This is a genomic window from Mesorhizobium sp. B2-1-3A, assembly GCF_006442655.1.
Taxonomy (GTDB): Bacteria; Pseudomonadota; Alphaproteobacteria; order Rhizobiales; family Rhizobiaceae; genus Mesorhizobium.
Window position 1 is genome coordinate 586,103 of sequence record NZ_VFWK01000005.1, and the last position, 18,687, is coordinate 604,789.

At 57.9% G+C, this 18,687-nt stretch carries 15 protein-coding genes; 6 read left to right on the plus strand and 9 right to left on the minus strand.

Annotated features, from left to right (window positions below):
• Nucleotides 1-144: 144 nt before the first annotated feature.
• Nucleotides 145-1,302 (minus strand): PHB depolymerase family esterase, encoded by a 1,158-nt coding sequence (locus FJ977_RS23150; RefSeq protein ID WP_202326333.1) that lies wholly within the window; start codon nt 1,300-1,302, stop codon nt 145-147.
• Nucleotides 1,303-1,963: 661 nt separating this feature from the next.
• Between FJ977_RS23150 and FJ977_RS23155 the strand changes: the two genes are divergently transcribed.
• Nucleotides 1,964-2,359 carry a response regulator gene (locus FJ977_RS23155; protein WP_140774490.1) on the plus strand — a complete coding sequence of 132 codons (396 nt, stop codon included), beginning with the start codon at nt 1,964-1,966 and terminating at the stop codon, nt 2,357-2,359.
• A 1,784-nt stretch (nt 2,360-4,143) separates the two neighbouring features.
• Here the strand turns inward: FJ977_RS23155 and FJ977_RS35935 are convergent.
• On the minus strand, nt 4,144-4,311 hold the full coding sequence (locus FJ977_RS35935; protein WP_181180035.1) for a hypothetical protein: 168 nt from the start codon (nt 4,309-4,311) through the stop codon (nt 4,144-4,146).
• A gap of 400 nt (nt 4,312-4,711) precedes the next feature.
• On the opposite strand from FJ977_RS35935, the gene FJ977_RS23165 reads away from it, so the two are divergent.
• On the plus strand, nt 4,712-5,017 hold the full coding sequence (locus FJ977_RS23165; RefSeq protein ID WP_246683271.1) for a response regulator: 306 nt from the start codon (nt 4,712-4,714) through the stop codon (nt 5,015-5,017).
• 281 nt (nt 5,018-5,298) lie between these two features.
• Here the strand turns inward: FJ977_RS23165 and FJ977_RS23170 are convergent, their stop codons facing one another.
• From FJ977_RS23170 to FJ977_RS35940, 6 genes are all read right to left on the minus strand, one after another.
• Complete coding sequence (locus FJ977_RS23170; protein WP_140774492.1) at nt 5,299-6,375, minus strand: histidine kinase dimerization/phosphoacceptor domain -containing protein; 1,077 nt, start codon at nt 6,373-6,375, stop codon at nt 5,299-5,301.
• Nucleotides 6,376-6,461: 86 nt separating this feature from the next.
• Nucleotides 6,462-7,502: an HWE histidine kinase domain-containing protein gene (locus FJ977_RS23175; RefSeq protein WP_140774493.1), complete on the minus strand. Its 1,041-nt coding sequence runs from the start codon at nt 7,500-7,502 to the stop codon at nt 6,462-6,464.
• Nucleotides 7,499-8,986: an ATPase domain-containing protein gene (locus FJ977_RS23180; RefSeq protein ID WP_140774494.1), complete on the minus strand. Its 1,488-nt coding sequence runs from the start codon at nt 8,984-8,986 to the stop codon at nt 7,499-7,501. The genes FJ977_RS23175 and FJ977_RS23180 overlap by 4 nt, the downstream gene beginning before the upstream one ends.
• Before the next feature lie 589 nt (nt 8,987-9,575).
• On the minus strand, nt 9,576-10,976 hold the full coding sequence (locus tag FJ977_RS23185; protein WP_140774495.1) for a phospholipase D family protein: 1,401 nt from the start codon (nt 10,974-10,976) through the stop codon (nt 9,576-9,578).
• A gap of 87 nt (nt 10,977-11,063) precedes the next feature.
• The gene (locus tag FJ977_RS23190; protein ID WP_246683282.1) at nt 11,064-11,372 is read right to left on the minus strand and encodes a hypothetical protein; all 309 of its coding nucleotides are present in this window, start codon (nt 11,370-11,372) and stop codon (nt 11,064-11,066) included.
• Nucleotides 11,373-13,156: 1,784 nt separating this feature from the next.
• Complete coding sequence (locus FJ977_RS35940) at nt 13,157-13,663, minus strand: hypothetical protein (protein ID WP_181180036.1); 507 nt, start codon at nt 13,661-13,663, stop codon at nt 13,157-13,159.
• Nucleotides 13,664-14,433: 770 nt separating this feature from the next.
• Here FJ977_RS35940 and FJ977_RS23210 point away from each other — a divergent pair.
• From FJ977_RS23210 to FJ977_RS23225, 4 genes are all read left to right on the plus strand, one after another.
• Nucleotides 14,434-14,943, plus strand: coding sequence for a DUF892 family protein (locus tag FJ977_RS23210; RefSeq protein WP_140774498.1), 510 nt, complete (start codon nt 14,434-14,436; stop codon nt 14,941-14,943).
• An 89-nt stretch (nt 14,944-15,032) separates the two neighbouring features.
• The gene (locus FJ977_RS23215; RefSeq protein ID WP_140774499.1) at nt 15,033-15,218 is read left to right on the plus strand and encodes a hypothetical protein; all 186 of its coding nucleotides are present in this window, start codon (nt 15,033-15,035) and stop codon (nt 15,216-15,218) included.
• A 235-nt stretch (nt 15,219-15,453) separates the two neighbouring features.
• Nucleotides 15,454-16,563: a YihY/virulence factor BrkB family protein gene (locus FJ977_RS23220; protein ID WP_348643223.1), complete on the plus strand. Its 1,110-nt coding sequence runs from the start codon at nt 15,454-15,456 to the stop codon at nt 16,561-16,563.
• A 223-nt stretch (nt 16,564-16,786) separates the two neighbouring features.
• A complete protein-coding gene (locus FJ977_RS23225; RefSeq protein WP_140774500.1) occupies nt 16,787-17,260 on the plus strand; it encodes an MgtC/SapB family protein in 474 nt (157 codons plus the stop codon).
• Nucleotides 17,261-17,561: 301 nt separating this feature from the next.
• Here the strand turns inward: FJ977_RS23225 and FJ977_RS23230 are convergent, their stop codons facing one another.
• The gene (locus FJ977_RS23230) at nt 17,562-18,539 is read right to left on the minus strand and encodes an SDR family oxidoreductase (protein ID WP_140774501.1); all 978 of its coding nucleotides are present in this window, start codon (nt 18,537-18,539) and stop codon (nt 17,562-17,564) included.
• Nucleotides 18,540-18,687: the final 148 nt, after the last annotated feature.

The following is an 18,687-nucleotide window of genomic DNA, read 5'->3' on the forward strand; positions in this document are numbered from 1 at the left end:
GCTGATTGCGTCATACCGAACTTCCAACGATAGCTGGTTGCCGAACGCCGACGCGCAATCGTGCAATGGCTTACGATTTTGGCGCAGCAGCCCAGAAATTCGTATCTGCAACAAGCGCGAATTTCGCCAGGCGTGCGTGATTGGCTAACGCATCAAGCCGGCGGCGCGGAGAGCATCTTCAATCACCCTTGCAACGCCTGTGGGGGCTTCATGTGTCTGCGTCTGGCGCAGCCGGTCGACGTGCACTGGCCTTGACATTAGCGGGGTAGAATATGGGACCAAAACGGTGTCTGAAACGGGATGGCCAGGGGCGTGCTGCGACGTCTCCCGATTTTTGGCACCCCTATTTGATAGACCCCAGAGGGCCGCGATACGCCTCGTCGAGGATATTCCGACCTCTAGCATGAACGGCGCGGCATGGCCCAAGGCGCCCTCACCGGTCGTCTTCAAGGGAGTGCCATGGCCCATGCCGGCAATGGTGTATTTCTCGATTGCCGGATTGCCGTCGGCATCGAACCAGACCTGCCTCGCTTGTCCATCAACCGCATCTTCAAGAGTCGGGATAGTCCCAGTGCGGTGAACGCTCTGCCATTGAGCGACAAGGGAGTCAGCGTTGGACGGCGCCACCGTGTGGTCGGCCGTGCCGTGCCAGATCGAAATCGTCGGCCACGGTCCCTTATGTGGAGACGCCTGAGCCAGACGTCTCTGGAGTTCGACCGGCGTTGGGCCACCATGCCCACGCATGCGATCGAAGGCTTCCGGGATGGTCAATGCGCTGCCATAGGCAAGGCCGGCAATGACCGCGCCGCCACCGAACATTTCCGGATATGTTGCCAGCATCGCCGCCGCCATGGCACCGCCGGCAGAAAGGCCGGTGATGAAAACACGCCGGCGGTCCAAGCCATGCTTGCTCACCATCGCTTCGATCATCTGGCTGATGGAGAGCGCCTCACCGCGATCGCGGGTAACATCTTCGGGCACGAACCAGTTGAAACAAAGATTGGCATTGTTGGCGCGCTGCTGTTGCGGCATCAACACCGCAAACCCTTCCTCTTCTGCGAGGCGCGACCACCCAGACCCGTGATCATAGGCCGCCGCCGTCTGCGTGCAGCCGTGGAGGACGACGACCAGTGCTGCCCCAACCGGCAAGTTCTCAGGAACGTGGAAGCGCGCCTGCAAGTCGCCTGGATTGGCTCCGAACGCGACCAGATGCGACAGACGGTCAGGTTGGCCTTGTTGGGAAAATGCCGTCCGGCCTCGCATGGCAGAAAGGCGAGCGATCGTATCTGAGATGTTCCGCAAATCGAGATCCTAGACCGCCGGGATGGCGGAAGCCCGAGCACTATGCACCTGGAGGAACATCGTTGCTGCACTGCACAATATCAAGCTTACGCCAGGTCACTTGCTCATGATTTAAGTGCCCGACAACGCAAACACCGTCGATCAGGGCTGGAGACCCTCACTTTTTAGGCACCTTCCGCACAGGAATTGGCAATGTTACCAGTTTTCGCGTGGCCCGGGCGGGGTCGGGTTAAGGCGTTCAAGGCTATGCTTGCCTCGGATTGGGCCCGGGAAGAATAATCGCGACTGGCGGACCTGCTCGCGCGGAGACACGTCCGAGACCGTGTATCGATGCTGTGTCCTGACGTCCACCTTCGGCCCAGAGTTCAACAGCGCTTCGCCGACAGCCTAACTGCGTACTATCAAGCTAACTCGGTACTGTAGCGAGAGCTTGGGTGTTAATCGCCGCCCCGGGAGGCATGCTGTGAGTATCAGGGCGGAGCTGCTTGTGAGCGGCTATCGGATCCATATCAGTTCCGCGTGGCTGGCCGCCGAACTTATTCGGACGCAAGACTCAAGATTAGCCTCACATTCTGTTGACTAGCTATATGGAACCAAATCGAGGTCGAAGCCGTAGTGTGAGACTGTCGAGACGGTGCGGCACTTCCGAGGGGGAATCCGAATGGGCATCGGCGCGGTCCTGGTCGTCGAGGATGAGCAGCTGATCTTGCTTGACGTCGAGTCGGGCTTGGAAGAGGCAGGTTTCGAAGTCGTGACGGCTTGCGACGCGGCCCAGGCTTTGGCGGCCTTCGACGCGGATCCGGGCAAGTTCAAAGGCGTCGTCACAGACGTTCGCCTTGGGGCGGGCAAGTCCGGCTGGGAAGTTGCCCGGCATCTGCGCCGAGCCAACCCAACGATACCCGTGATCTACATGAGTGGCGATAGCGCCATTGACTGGGGCGCCGAAGGCGTTCCTGAGAGCGTCATGATCACCAAGCCCTTTTTCCTGCCTCAAATCATCACGGCCTTGTCGACTCTGCTCAATCAACACCATCCCGACCAGAGCGAAATGAAGTAACACGGAACGACGTCGGTCCAGTGGCCGCAAAATTCGCAATGCGTCTCGCCTGATTTCCGTGCTTGACGGGATCTCCGATTTCCCCGGCCTCTCGATGCCAGCCATGCCAAGATGGCGCTCGACATAAGCCTTGAGCGCGCCGCCGGAACCGTCGCCGCGGTCGCGGTCGGCAAAACTGAAAAAATTGAACCGGTTGCGCGAAACGAGCCACGGCGAGCGACTAGACTGTCGATTTCGTCGAGGTCAAGCAGCAGAAGGAAAGCTCGGTAGGACAGCCGGTGTGTCGCGGCCTCAACCTCTGGTGCATGCCTCTGCCGCTATAAGGGCTGATTGCGGGCACCCATGCACGCATATGTACCTTGACGTGATCAAGGCAGCGGACAATCGGGGGCAACCTTTCCACTCGTTGGCTCTAGGGAACCCAATTCGCGCACGGGCATTGCTTTGTAAAAGGAGATGTCCATGTCAATTCGACGAGACGACAACGTTCGAGGAAGAGCCGGGAGGCCCGAATCTGGCGATGCTGCGGGCGATCGAAGAGGCTCTGCAGTGGTTGCCGGCTCCTCAAGGGCTCTCGACCAATCCGGATCCGCCGCAACCGTCTAGGATGAGGCCGGCCGCCGATCGACACAGTGAATTTCTCAAACGTGATCATCGTGGCAACGCCGCAAGCAGCCAGTCGGTCGTGTCCGCATAACCGAGTCATATAATTTGGCCTGACTGAGACAATCATCTGGTTTTTAAGAACCACTGCACAAAGCCTCTATAAGAGACAGTCCAATGCCTGTAGTCGCCGGAATTGCTTTCGCCTTCCTCATTTTGTTCATGATCCTGTTCATGACGCATGCCGCGCGTGACCTGCAAAGCTCCCCGTTGTTCTACCGTTTGAGGCGCCGACTGCGTAGTTAGATGGGGAATCGGCAACGTAGGAATACCCAGTTTGTCCCTTCGCTGCCGCGGCCTGCCAGTTCCGTTGGCTTGCCGACCTCAATAGGAAGCTAACAGGCCATATGCGGACGCCGGCGCTTCGAGGCTGCCATCGAGTTCTGATTGCGGGAGTTGTTTATCGGTAAGGGGGCGCCAGTTGGACATTCCCGCAAGGTGAGCTCGACATAGATCTGTCGTCAATTCGATTTCACTTGCAACGCGAACGATCGTAAGTAAGCGCTAAATTAGCTCTGGAACTTTTAGCCTAAAAGCATGTTTGGTCGTCTATGGCGGAAAGCCCTTTTCACAAAAGACGGCGGCGCGCGACGATCACGGTTGTTGCGTGCGGAATCGCAATCGTGGTCGCGTTGGTCGTCATTCTCCTGGCCATATCCGCACTAAGGCCATTTTAGTCCTCGGCCTCCATGGCCGGGAGACAGAAATGAAACTAAAGAACAGCAGCATCGGGTGTTTTGCACGCAGGCCAACTATGGATGGCCCGACCCGCCTTGCTCCCCGGGCTCCTGATGTCTTGGGGCTGCCTGAGCACATACGGCCGAGGCCGATTACCTTCTGAGGCCGAAGAAGCTCAGAACTGCAAGGACAACCACGACAAGTCCTACGATGTAGATTATGCTGTTCATTGAATCGTCTCCCAACTGAGAAGCAGACCAAGCTGTCCTGGCCTAGGTCTATGTCCACGCAGAGCTGAACATTTAGAACTGCCTAATGTTCCAAACCGTTTGTCGAATCCTCGCAAATTCGGCGGCTCCGACCAACAGCCTACGCCCAGGCAGGCGCGCGCTGTCGATCTGCGCGCGCATGGCGGACCGATTAGATCAGGGAGCAGATGGGCTTTATTGCTGGCCTTGCTTGAGTATTCGGGCTTCGCGCACCAGCGAGGAATGATCGTAGCCGACCATTAAAATCAATTCACTCACCTGTATCTCGGAAATACCAGTCTCGCGCGCGACTTTACGTACAAACTCGGCTTTCGGATCAAATGTCTTTGGTGTCTCGGGCATCATAAAATTTCCGTTTCGAAGACTAAAGCGTTCGAAACTGCTTAGCGTTCCGCAGGGATACGAAAAGGGAGATCATAGCCGGCACTGTCGCGATGCTCAGCTTTTCGATAGGGCGCGAACCGGATGGGATGTTGGTCGATCGGGTCTGGCGCAAACGCCCCGCAATCCAAAGTCTCCCCAACACGATTTGTTCGATGCTTTATCGTCCAGCGAGGTTCTATTCGTCTTTCGTATTTGCCGACGACATAAACCACTGACAACAGATGTCCGACACGATCGCCATTAGGCAAGACGACGTCGGCACCAGTCTCGCGCGGTATTTAGCGCATCTCGAAATGCTCCGGGATGGCGCTGCGGAATGGCCACAGAGGGCTTAGGGCCAGATGGGAAACGGCTGCAGATGCTCGAGGAGTTGAACTATTCGGTGATCTGCGCGGCAGACGGAGCAGAAGCGTTGCACATCCTCCAGGGCCGGCGGGATATTTCGCTGCTGCTTACCGACGTCGTCATGCCCGGCATGAATGGCCGGGAACTGGCGGACGCCGCGGCTGAGATGAGACCGGATCTCAAGGTACTCTTTACGTGTGGCTATGCGAGGGATGCAATCGTCAGCAACGGCATTGTCGATCCAAACGTGCAACTTCTTCAGAAGCCCGCCACATTGCAAGCTCTGGCGCAGAAGGTCCGATTGGTGCTGGACTTGTAGCCGTGCTTGCCGACTCGTGCTTTGGCGCGGGCGGCCTTAACATGGGCGACATCCACGGCATAAAGCGGGTCGCTTTTCTCGCAGCCTGCCAGATAGATTGTCGGTGCCGATCTCCTGTCGGACTGCCAACGGGCTGTCACGCACAAGAACGAGAACCGGGGTACGCACGTCGCCGTCAGCGCGACCATTGGCTTGGACGAGCAAGCCACCAGCGAACTGACCGTTTCCGGTCGGCATCTTTTTGGATCGGCCAAGCCATTCAAACGACCCTTAAAATAACGTCAGTTGGCCGCCGCGGACCGTTTGAAGACGATAGTGACTCTGGTCCCTTCGATGGCGCTGGATTTGACTTCGAATTGCGCTTTGGCGTTCTCGGTCAGGGAGCGCGCGATCAGCGCCCCGAGCTTGCCGGGTTTCGGCCATGTCTCGCCCTCCGGCAATCCAACCCCGTCATCGGCGATCGTGATGCGGCATCCGTCGCCATCGACGATGCTGTGGAGTGTGATCGTGCCGCCCTCTCGTCCCCTGAACCCATGCTTGAGCGCATTGGTCAGCAGTTCGTTCACAACCAGACCAGTAGGCATGGCAACGTTGATCGACACGGGATAGGTGTCCACCTTCATGTCAAGCCGGATGCCCTCGACCGCGTGCGAAGCCATTACCGCAGATGCTATCTGGCTGAGATAGACACCGAGATCAACCTCATCTTTCTGCTCGTCATTCGACAGCGCCTGGTAGAGTATCGCAAGAGCGTCGACGCGCCCGGCCAACCTCTCGAACCGTTTCTGATCGGGTTCCGCCGCATTGCGGGTTTCCAGCCGGATAAGTGCGGTGATCATCTGGAGATTGTTCTTTACCCGATGCTGCAGTTCCCGCAGCAACGTATCCTTTTCGCGAACACGCTCTTCGACCGAGGGCGCCTCTTCCCCGTGTACGGATACGTCCACCAAGGCAACCAGCCGGAAACACGTCTTGCCGTGGTCGTCCACTATCAAGTTGGAATAGGCATCAACGATTGCCGGGGCGCCGACACCGCGCTCCAGGCGGAAAGTGCCCACGAAATCCGCTTCTTGGACAACGCTCTCGGCCAGTGCCTTGCCCTGCTGTTCACGAATCCCGATACCGGACAGCGCGGCCCAGTTTCGTCGTGCCAGGCTGGCGGCCGTCAGGCCAGAAAGCTTTTCGAATTCCGGATTGGCATAGACGACGCGTTCCGTTTTGATCACGTCTGAAACGGCAATCGCGATCGGTATCTGGTCCAGGAATTTCTTGAATTGTTCGCTCTCCAGTGCGGTGGCGAGTTCGGGGGTGTCGAGTAACTGCTCGACCGCCTCGGGCTTGCCTGGATCCAAGGGCATCTTTGCGCCTATCCTGTAAGGAACGCCCACCAGTATCAGCGATAGGGCGGATAGGCCACCGCCGAAGCCACAGACCTTTGGAGAGGTCAATAGGCCGGGACCAACCTTGTGTCTCGCAGCGGCAAGGCCATTGTAAACTGCAGGCCTTCAGGATGATAGTTCAACTCAACCTTGGCTTGGCACTGCACAGCAACGACTCTCTCCAGTAGCGTCGTGCCGAAACCGCGCCTTCTTGGCTTCTCGACCTCCGGACCGCCTTTTTCAAGCCAATCCAGATTGAGGATTCGCTCGTCGTTCAAATTGTTCACCGACCATCTAACTTCGAGTCGGCCCTGTGAGCGGGACAACGCGCCATATTTGGAGGAGTTGGACGCAAGTTCGTGAAAGGCCATCCCGATCGGGATAGCGATATCTGCGACCAGTGCTACGTCTGGTCCTTCAAGTATTACACGCGACTTGTCGTTCGTGTCGTAGTGGCGCAGTTCCGACTCCAGCAGCTTGTGCAAGGAAGCCATTTGCCAATAGTCATCGGTGAGCATCGAGTGCGTGTCGGCGAGAGAGACGATCCTTGCGGAGAAATCGCGCATGAAATCGTCCACGCTCCCACTCGACTTGGCCGTGGCCCCCATCATCGCGCGGACATTTGCCAGCGTGTTCTTGACGCGATGATGCAACTCCCTGATCAACAGTTTCTGCCGGTCCGCGACCTCTTGCTTCTGTTCAATGTAGGATTTGACTTCAAGCTGGCGGGCGCGGGCACGCAAGGCCGAGCGCACCGAATTTGCAAGGCTCGACGCCAGGAAGGGCCTTTCGAGAACGATCAGATAGCGGTCCAGAAAGGCCAGTCGTTTGTCGATCTCCGTTCCGCGCGTTGTCAGCAACACGATCGGAAAATCCGACCACGTTGGTTGATGCTTGAGCCAGGATGCGAACTCATTTCGATTAGAACCGATCAACGCTTCTTCAGCAACCAAAAGGCAGTGGACGTTATCCAATAGCGGAACTGCTTCGTCGAGCGTGAGGCAGATCTGTGACTTGATCCCGTTCTCCGAGAGGATGGACGACGCAACCTTCGCGTCGCGCCCGACAGGCGTAAGCACCAACACACTCCGGTCTGAGGGCATCAAAGAGCCTTGTCTTGTAGCAGGTTGCCTTGCTTTCCCTCATAGGTGGGGACGCCAGTCAGAATCCCCCGGAACTCCTCCAAAGGTTCGCCGACGGCCAGGCCGGCCGCGCTTATCTTGAATTCGCGAATGGTGTCCTCGTGCGGCCCGACCCGTTTCTTGACCACGGAAATAGCCCGTCTCAGACGCCCGCCGCTTTCGAAGAAGCGCAGGAGCATTACGGAGTCGCAGAGATAGGTCATGTCGACAGGGGCGGACATTTGCCCTATCAGCCCATGATTGGCCAGCAGAAGGATCGTCACAACGCCCTTTTGATTGAGATAAGTCAGGATCTCATGCATCTGCAGCACAAGATGCTGCTCCTCCGACATGGCATTGAGATAGCCGGTAAGGCTGTCGATAACGACTATCCTCGCATTTGAGCGCTCCACAGCCGACTGGATGCGCGATGATAATTCGCCAGGCGACAATTCGGCCGGATCGATCTGCTCCAAGATCAAGCTGCCATTGGCGGTGAACGGTGCCAGATCCATCCCAAGGCCTGAAGCGCGCGCCAGGAAGATGCGCTTGGTTTCATCGAACAGAAGCACCAGCACATGTTCGCCGCGCTTGAGAGCCGCATGGCAATAGCTGCACGCGATCGTCGACTTGCCCACGCCAGAGGGTCCCATCAGGAGTGTGCTGGTGCCGCGATCCAGCCCGCCACCCACGAGCGTGTCGACAGAACCATTACCGGTTGCCGGTGCCCCATGCTCGGCCATCTCGTGTTCGGAGGCAACCAAGCGGGGGAAGACCATCACGCCGCCCGGTCTAATGACGAAGTCATGAAAGCCGCCGCGAATTTGCACGCCGCGCATTTTGATGATGCGTAGCCGCCTTCGCTCTCCGCCGTAGATCGGCGACAGCTGTTCCATGCGGATGACCCCATGACTGATCGAATGGAGGTTTAGATCGTCATGTTCAGCGGTGAGATCGTCGAGCAGAAGCACCGTTGCGTTGTTGAGCAGGAAAAAGCTTTTCAAAGCCAGGACCTGCCGCCGATAGCGTAACGAGCCCTGTGACAAGAGACGAATTTCCGACAGGGAATCGAACACCACCCGATCCGGCTTCATGCGCTCGATCTCGGCAAGTGCGGCCTGCACCGTCTCACCCAGTTCCAGATCGGACGAATGAACCAGAGTCTGTAGCTGCGACGGATCGAGGCTCAGCTCTGGCGGGACCAGTTCGAGCATTTCAATACCGTCAAGAGAAAAACCATGCCGCTTCGCGACCGAATGCAGCTCACGCTTGCTTTCGGACAGCGTTATATAAAGGCATTTCTCGCCTTCCGCCGCGCCCTGGATCAGAAACTGGAGACCAAGGGTGGTTTTACCTGAACCAGGTCTGCCCTCTACAAGATGCGAACGGAATTTCGCGTATCCGCCTCGCAGGACATAGTCGAGGCCATCCACGCCAGATGATATTGGTGAAGCGTCGTCTTGATCCACGTTGCCCCGCTTGCGTTTCGTGAGCAGCTAAACGGATAACAATTTCGATGGTTCCCTCTTGAGACGAGAGGGGGAACGGGCATTTCCACGTCGCGCTCTCTTGGCTCTAGCGCACTGCGGCTTAACGCGGTGATGCCTAGCGACCTCCAGTCTGGCGCCCGTAACTCTCAACAGTCAGGTCGGGCGCGAAAGAGAACCAATCCACGATTTCGAGCGCGGCATCTCGGGAGGCGCTGCCTCCCCCGCCGTCGCGGATCAGCGGTGCTTCTGCGCAGACAACAAAAGGCTTATCGCGGGAATGCTTGCAGCGGGTCTCGTTCCCGTCTTCGGGACACGCGCCGCGGACGGATTTCCGCTGGTTCTCCGGCCTGGCAGGCTTCGCAAGCCGAGTTCGAAAGTCCTTGCGGTGACCTGCGCGGGAGGGAACCTGCTTGAATGCGAGCCCTGCTCCAGGTGGTGCACGCTGTGCCGCGCCGCGCCGGCGTCGTGAAGGGCCTCCGAACGGCTCATCCTTGCCTCAGCCAATTCTCGTGAGCGGGGTTTGCGGCACCTAATTGCCACCACCATTTCCAGACTTGCCGGCAGATTGCTAAAGCTGGGATTCGATCGGGAGGTATCTGACCAGGGCGGCCAGGATGCGGCGGGACAATGCTGCCTCGGGTTCGCGAGCATAGGTTTGCGGTCTACCCTGCTCGCAACCGTGCCAGTGTAAAATCTCGTTCTTCAGTTCGAGCCGGTAGCTCGCTTCCGGCGCTATCTCCGATTTGAACCGGTGCCGCAGTTCCGCGACCAGCTTCTCGTGTTCAAAAAGCACTCCCATTTCCGCATTCAACGATACGGACCGCGGATCGAAGTTGAAGGATCCCACGAAACCAATGTGGTCGTCGACACAGAATGCTTTGGTATGCAGGCTGGCGCCTTTGGACCCAAATACAGAGATTTTGGGTTGCCGGCTAAAGGGTTGAAGTTCGAAGAGCTGCACGCCCTTTCTCAACAAGCGCTTGCGATAGTTGGCGTAGGCGCCGTGGACGGCGGCGACATCGGTCGCCGCCAACGAGTTTGTCAAAACAGAGACCTGCACGCCGCCGTCCACGAGTTCGCCGAGGATTCTTGCCCCCCTCTTGCCCGGGATGAAATACGGGGACACGATCTCGACACGCTTTCGCGCCGACTGAATGATTGGAAGCAACTCCTTCATCAGCCAACCGCGCGGTCTCCAGCCTCGAACCTTCTCCGGAGGGTCTGAGATCACGCGCACTCGCCAGACCCAATGCACGTCGCTGCTCGCCGCTATAAACTCGGCGATGGAGCCCTTCCCCCCGATACCGCTCAAAAGAGTCGACTCGGTTTTCGCGTCGCTTCCCTCGAAATAACGGGTCTGCGTGCATGGCGCGGTCGAACTGAGTTCACCTATTGGCTTCGCGTCCCGGCATGCCCAGAAAGTCTCGAAGATTTGTGCGGTTTGCTGGACTGCGGGACCGAGTAGCAGCATGTCGAGGTCACGGAAATTCGTGTCCGCCGCGTCGAAATAGGCATCGCCGATATTGCGCCCGCCGACGATGGCGACGTTGTCGTCGGCAATCCATGCCTTGTTGTGCATCCGCCTTGTCAATGCAAAAAGCCGCAAAAGGACCTCAGCGCCGCGCATGATGCCGCGCGCTCTGATGCCGCTCGGGTTGAACAATTTGAGTTCGATGTTTGGATGGTTGCTCAGCGCCAAATACGCGGCATCGCTCTTGCGCGGATTGACGTCGTCGAGCAGCATCCTGACCCGCACGCCCCGCTCGGCCGCCCGGACGACTTCCTGTAAAAGCAAACGCCCCGTGTGATCGTCATGCCAGAGATAATACATGAGATCTAGGGTGCGAGCCGCGCCCCTGGCCGCCAAAACACGCGCGGCGAACGCATCATAATTGTCCGAGATCAGCAGCAAGCCACTCTTACCCGCTTTGATTTTATCGGCCATTATTTGTGTGATCGAGACGTCCATGAATGACCATTTTCGGGAGCGAGGCAGCGTTCGGCTAGACAAGAGAACCCGCAAGCGTCGATCTGGTTGCACGATACAGTTGAGCCCTCACGAAAGCTCGGTGCACGATAACCAGGTGGCGCGCCCAGTTCGTTGCGGGGCCTCTTGTCCAAGCATCGCAATCATCTCGCGGATTTCCTCCAGCTCGGCGTGTTCCAGGCCGCTAATGTCGTTTCTGCTCTCGCTCAGTGAAACAACAATCTCATGCAGCTTTGCGTGGATGGCGGCTGTATCGCGATAGCCCTGTATAAGGACCACGCGGGTGATCACAATGGCGGCCGCCGACAGCGCATAGGCCACCGCGTTCGTCATTCCGACAGGCACCAGCGCGGTGCATAACACCATCGCGACCATCATAACCTAGAAGCCTGGAGGCCGGGAAAGGAAGGCCGCCGCCACGAAGAGGAAACGGTTCATTCTAGCGAGAGCTTAACTGTGAATTCGGAGGTTGCGCCAAACGCCTGGGAGACACCACACCATCATATCTTGACCAGAGCGAATAGGGTTGTCAGGGAGAGCGACGCAAATAGGCACAGGCAAGGGGAAACCAACCGCTCGGTATTGACCTCGGTATTGACATTGTCGGTCTTGGATTTCACCGGGTCTGTCCCGCCCGGGTTCTAGCTCGAAGGCGCTGGGACATTTGCGGGCGCTGCCGACCCACCATGCTCTTGCGTAGCCGGCGTTTTGGCATTCTCGCCATATATTTCGGCGACGCCCCAAGCGACGATGGCCAGAAAAAGTGCGGCTAAAAGAACGCCCAAGACCGGTCGACCCAACCCACCTTGGCGGGCTTTCTTTTCTGGGATGTTCGTCGTCATGTTGTTGCACCTTCGCGGAAATAGGATTGGCCGAACCTCTGTGGGAGCCGGGCGATAAAGTTGCCGCCCAGGCAGGGATGCCGCATGAGCGACAACCTGTTGAAGGCGTCGAAGTTCCGAGACAAAGCCAAAAGCCCCCACGAACGATGGCGCTTCAGGTGAAGGCTTTTCGTGCGCCAGTCTCCATCCTCTCATCAATGGAGAGGCTCCGAGATTAATGAGAATTACTTGGTTCATCCCGCAAGCCGCGAAAAGCCCGCTGCTCCGAGACGGCACAGCGGGCCCAATGGGCTTCTTATCGACGTGCGATCAGAAGGCAAAGTTGACGAAGGTCACGATCGTACGAGCCAGAGCTGCTGAGCACGTCTACGCAACGCTTTTTCATGCGAGCCACTTGGCTGTCCGACATCCGGGCGACAGTGCCCTTAAGGCCAGGATTTGCCGCGCTTGATGGACTGGCGGGGTCAGACACCCCAGCAGGCGTGACGCCCCCGGTGCCCACGCCAACACCCAACCCAACTCCCGTATTTCCCCCCACTGTCGCGCCGAGGCCCGCATTGATGCCGTTTGTGCCACCAATATTCGCGCCGGCGCCTGCGTTGACGCCGTTGGATCCGCCGGCCGAAGCGCCCAGCCCCGCACTGACGCCATTGGCCCCCCCGACATTCGCACCGGCCCCCGCGTTCACGCCGCCGCTGCCGCCGACCGATGCGCCCGCTCCGACGCCAACCCCACCGCTACCGCCGACGGATGCTCCGGCGCCCGCGTTGACACCGCCTGCGCCGCCGACCGATGCGCCGGCTCCAGCGCCAAGCCCGGCGGCGGTCGCAGGCAAGGATAATGTCAGCGCCAACAAGCTGCCAGCCAAAGTCTTGGCAAGTCTTTCATTGAGGGAATTCATGTAATTCTCCATTTGTTGACTTCAACAGCCGCAAATGACTGTGTGAAGACAACTTGCCAATCTCGTTTTTGAGCCAATCAACCACTCCCTATTGGTCGTGAGGGCTTTCAAACTTGCAATGAAGTCGCTATGTTTTAAGTAAAATGCCGACCAGCACCCTGCCGACAGGCTCTGATGCGTCAATAAGACCATGACCGGCTGCGCAGACCAAGCAACAGAATGGCAACATTGCTCCACTGTGAACTAGCAGATGAATGGCTTTGTAAGCCTTGGAGCTCGGGCGCATGCCTTCACTGCGCGCCCTGCTCAAAGATTTGCGGTTCACGAGGAGCACGAACGCTCAAGACCCGCTATTGAACCAGCCAAGGCAATCTGGCCAGACTATTCGGTGAAACGACTGGAGACCGCGTTCGATGGCGCTATTGGGCAGCTTTACGAGCCGTCTCAGCCTCATGGACATTCACGGTGTAGAGAAGTTCACCTCTCTCGTCGGACAGGCGTACCAGCCAGCCGGTCAAGTCGTCGGTGCCCGGTTGCAGATCGACCAGCAGGTCGACCGCACAGCGGATCGCTTCACACTTAGCTGCTTCAAAGCTCGGCATTCGGGACGGGGGGATCCGCAAACTGGCGTCGCCGTCTCGATAATCGAAGACATACACATCGCCAGACGAATCGCTCACCGACGTGACCGCAACCTCGTCGAAGTTGCCATTACTGTTTGCATCGTATTCGTTGAGGGCGAAGCCGAAAGTCGCGGTTTGAACAAGGATGGCCCTTGCGCGGTTCAGCGCAAGCTCCTCGCTCCCGTCGGCATCCGCCATATCCACTGTGACGCACTCACCGCCCTGGCCGCAGAACACGGCGCGCAAGATCGCCTGCCCGTCCGGTGTAGTGGCATTCAAGACTTGGGTACGAACGATTTCCATGACAGGCTCCGAGGCTTTTACAATCACGAATGGCCGGATGACGCCGGACCCGTCGCGGATCAAAATCGGTGCTGACCTTTTCGTCACCAACACCGTGGATCGTCGCCCCCGTCCAGAATCGCCGACGTCAATTCACTGCTAGCAAGCCGTGTGTGACTGGTGCGGTCCAAAGACCATCTCGTCATCGAGTGGGGTCAGTTCCAATCTCCCAAAGCGCTAAGGGTTCCCAATCGACTGAGGTCGTTTCGCCGCGACATAGAAAGATGGATCGACGAGCTGCACAACGCACGTTCCACATGACGATGATCTGATCGACCATAAGAGTCGCTGCGGACGATCATTCGCGGCAACTGACTCCTTCAGCGACCATGTCCTAACTGGCGCTCCCAGAACGACTGCCGGCGAAGGTTTCAACGAGTTCATCCTCCCGCGTCACTCCAGACTTGAACAATGTGACAAGCGTCGCGGCGTGAGCCTCACGTTCTTTTGCCGAGGCTCCAATAGGCAGCGTCGTTTCCAGAAGTCGCCTAAGCATCAAGACGTCGTCTGGTTTCAAAATGCCCGCATTGCGGGTCCGTCGTCCCAAACTCACACTCGCACCTTGTCCATCTCCGGCCGCCCGGCATCGTAAATGCCCGAGCCAAGTGTCGGTTGCCTGGCCACTTGGAATTCTGCATTCCCTTTTTGGGGTGATGCCGGAACCTGCAAGCTAACGCGAAGTTCCTGCTGTGCCTTGATTGACAAAGGCCAACAAACCAGGAGAAGCCGACATGGCAGCGACCAGACAGGCCGCGACCAAGGGTCTAGGCCAACTATTCCATGATACCTCCAAGTATATCTACTTCGCGGAGCGGACGATTCTCTCTACCTTGCCGAAAATGGCCGAGGCGACCCAGAGTTCGGAAATGAGGGCTTTCGAGCAGCATCATGGTGAAACGCAGGAACATGTTGCCCGGCTCGAAAAAATCTTCGAAGTTCTCGACAAGAAGCCCCTAGGCAAGAGCTGCGCTGCCATCATGGGCATCACGCAGAAGGGCGCGGAGATCATCGAGCAGTATAAGGGCAGCCCGGCCCTTGACGCTGGTCTCCTCGCCGCAGCACAGGCTGTCGAGCATTATGAAATCTCTCGCTACGGAAGCACGCCGACGTGGGCGGCAGAGCTTGGATTGAGCGAGGCGGTCCGACTTTTGGACCTCACCTTGGCCGAAGAGAAAAGACAGACGTCGCGCTCAGCAAGTTGGCAGGGTTCCGCCGTCAATATCGCTGCAGAAGCCGCTTAATGACGATAACCGTCCATGGATGAGGACTGATGGATTTTCTACAAGGCTCATCCATGGCGCCCCCAAACAGAACCCAACAGGAGTGTGAAATGGGTTTTTTTGCCAAATATTTTTCAGGTTTAAGCCGCAAAGCACCAGCCGACAAAAAACCAAGTGGCGACATGCGTCAAGCGACAGGCGCGGGTCCCGCGATCGCGGCTCACTCCAAGGATGCCAGGACGTCGGCAGCGACTGGTCAAAATCCGGCAGCAGCTCGAAAAAAGTCAGACGTCTGACGTCGAGTGGTCTGAGACAAGACTTCGTTGTCCCGGTCGCATCTGGCCACGCTGTAACGCCAGCGGCGATTGGTGGCCTCGCGTCTTGGGCGTACCAGCGCGGGAACAGCCATGGCGGTCATGACGTTGTGTGGGACGCAGTCCAATCTTGGCCGGGCCTGATCAGAGAACTCGTGCAGAGGCTTCTTTGCAAGCCAACGCTAGGTCGGGAAGGGTCCGCAATGGCTTCAGACACATGAACCCTGGCGAATCTGTGCACCATGAGGCCAGCCGCGTGACTTCAAAAGCAAACGGAGGTCAGCAACCGACGGGCAACGAGGCCTCGTTAATCGATGGAGAGGCGGTCCGTCGCGCTGCCGCGACAACGCAAGAGAGCAAGGCGGCGCTGAAATCAGAGGATGGAGACCGCGGTCGCGGCGCAGCTTGGCCATCCCAGATTCCTGCGCTTGGATGGAAGGATATCGTCTGGCGCTTGTGGGAAGAATTCAACAAGGACCGGGTGCTGCTCGTGGCGGCTGGTGCCACATTTTACCTACTGCTAGCACTATTTCCGGCTCTAGCCGCGTTTATTTCGATTTACGGCTTTGTCGCCGATCCAATTACAGTTGCAGACCATGTGGCATACCTCGGCGGATTGCTTCCATCAGGCGGGCTAGACCTTATTCGCGGTCAGTTGCAAGCCCTGGCCATCCAGAAACCCAGTGCTCTCGGCATAGGTTTCTTCATCGGCTTGGGCATCGCGCTTTGGAGCTCCAACAGCGGCATGAAGGCTCTTTTTGATGCCATGAATATTGCTTATGAGGAGCGCGAAAAACGCAGCTTCGTCACGCTCAACCTGATGTCGATCCTGTTCACGGTTGGAGCGCTGCTGATCGGCATCGTGCTGCTGTTGACGGTAGGCCTCGTTCCGGCACTTCTGCGGTATTTCTATCTTGATGCATGGACGGAAACGCTTTTCGCGGCATCTCGATGGCCACTCCTTGTTGGCGCCATGCTGACTGGAATCTCATTGCTTTATCGTTTCGGGCCGAGTCGCGAGCGAGCCAAGTGGCGCTGGCTAAGCTGGGGTGCCTTGATTGCGACGGTCGCATGGATCGCGGCGTCTTGGCTGTTCTCCTTCTACTTGCAACATTTCGCCAACTACAACGCCACTTACGGCTCGCTCGGCGCCGTTGTCGGTTTGATGATGTGGACATGGATTTCCGTCATCATCCTTATCGCTGGCGCTGCCATCAATGCGGAGATGGAGCATCAGACAGCGGTCGACTCGACCACAGGCCCGCCACTACCCATGGGCAAGCGTGGCGCGGTGGTGGCGGATACATTGGGCAAGACCGCAGACTGAAGCTGAGTTCTCAAACAAGCGTAGCCGTTCAGATACGAGCCATGCCGGTCTGAGTGCCCCGGCGATTTTCTTAATCTTGCCGAAAGTTCACCAGCGGGCATGCAGCGCAAACGGCCTTGCTGCTCGTCATCGCTTGGAAAAGACGGACGCGTAGTACGGACATGGGAGCCCCTCTGGCAACGATGGGAGGGAACCGAGCTACCGACGCCGCGTTCTTGACCTCATGGACGAGTTCATTGAGCGATTTGGGCAAACGACTTGGCTACCCTTTTCCGTAATTTCGGCCCGTGTTTTGCTAGCGACGCTGCTGGGAGCCGTAGTCGGTGCCGAGCGCGAATGGCGTAACCGGTCAGCGGGATTAAGGACCCATATTCTAGTCTGCGTTGCGACCGCAGTGATCGCCATCCTGGCAATCGAGATTACCCACCTCCACGTATTTGATGGTCAGGAAGTCGCGATTGATCCGCTCCGGCTGATTGAAGCCACGACCGCCGGAGTGGCGTTTCTGGCGGCCGGCATCATTTTCGTTTCGAAGGGAGAAGTTCAGGGGCTTACCACTGGTGCCGGAATGTGGCTGGCCGGAGCCATAGGTTTAGCGGTAGGACTCGGCTTCTGGCAGATCGCTTCGCTAGCGACCGTACTGGCGCTGATCGTGCTGGGGGTTCTGCAACTGGTCCAAGTAGGGAAGAAGGATTGAAATAGGGCGACTCCTTATCGGGGCCGGTCAACTGCGCATTCGCTTTTACCATTGCACAGGTCGCAACCGGGTCTTATCCCTTCATCTCAAATTGGCATTCACGCATACTGTCGCTACACAGCCGAGTTACGCTTACTTCGCGATGGTTTCCTTGCGCCCGCCGGACGGCACTGCAAAATACTCTTTGGACAAAAGAATATGCTGAGACTGGAATATTTGCCCATTAATCTCGTGGAGTAGTCAAAGCGAATTCTGAGACGACTCTACTGCCATCGCCGCAACTGCTAAGGGAGGCGGTTTCTCAGTAGCCGCCAATCACAGGCAGGATCTCTCCGGTGATGTAGCTGGAGCACTGTGGCGATGCCAGAAAGACATAAGCCGGCGCAATTTCCTCGGGCTGTGCGGGCCGCTTCATGGGCGTTTTTGCGCCGAACTTCGTGACATCGCTCGCCTGTTTTTCGGATGGGTTGAGGGGTGTCCAGACCGGGCCCGGCGCCACGGCGTTCACGCGAATTCCCTTGTCGATCAGATTGCCCGACAGCGCTCTTGTAAAGGCGTGGATTCCGCCCTTCGTCATCGAGTAATCGACCAATTCCTTCGACCCGTCTATGCCGGTCGTCGAGCCGGTATTGACGATCGCAGAGCCCGGCTTCATGTACCCCACCGATTCCTGTGCCATATGGAAATAGCCGTACAGATTGGTCTTCAGCGTGGTGTCGAAATGTTCCTCGGTCAACTCGGCGAAGTCGCTTGAATGCAGCTGAAAAGCTGCGTTGTTGACAAGCACGTCCAAGCCTCCCAACTGCTTGACCGTCGCGGCCACCGCTTTGCGGCAAAAGCTGCGGTCGGCGACGTTACCGCGGAGCGTGATGCAGCGACGGCCTTCCCCTTCCACCGCTCGCTTCGTGACTTCCGCATCGCCATCCTCCGAAAGATAGACGATTGCGACGTCGGCGCCCTCTCTAGCGAACAGGACAGCAACCGCGCGCCCAATGCCGGAATCGCCGCCAGTCACCAGCGCGACCTTGCCTTCGAGCTTGCCCGAGCCGCGCCAGAACGGCGCGTCATATAACGGGGCCGGTTTGATTTCAGCTTCATGGCCGGGCTTTGGGTGGTGCTGTTTGGGAAAGGGTGGTGCCGGGTACTTTCGGGCGCCAGCCTGCATGGCGCGAGCTGGTTTCGATTTTGGCTTGGCGCGATCGTCCGCATCGACTTTACGTTGGATGCGCCGTTGCTTTTGCGTCACTTTGGACGTGTCGGTCTTGATTGTGCTCGGCATCGTTGTCTCCTGGTTTCCAGAGACAACGTGTGTTCAAGGAAAAAGTTGAATGGCAATGTCGATAAGACGTCCGCTTGATGGTTGCACCTGCTCCCTATCACGCCTGGCCGTGCAACCAAAACCGCGTTGCGCCGTTTTGTCGGGTCGA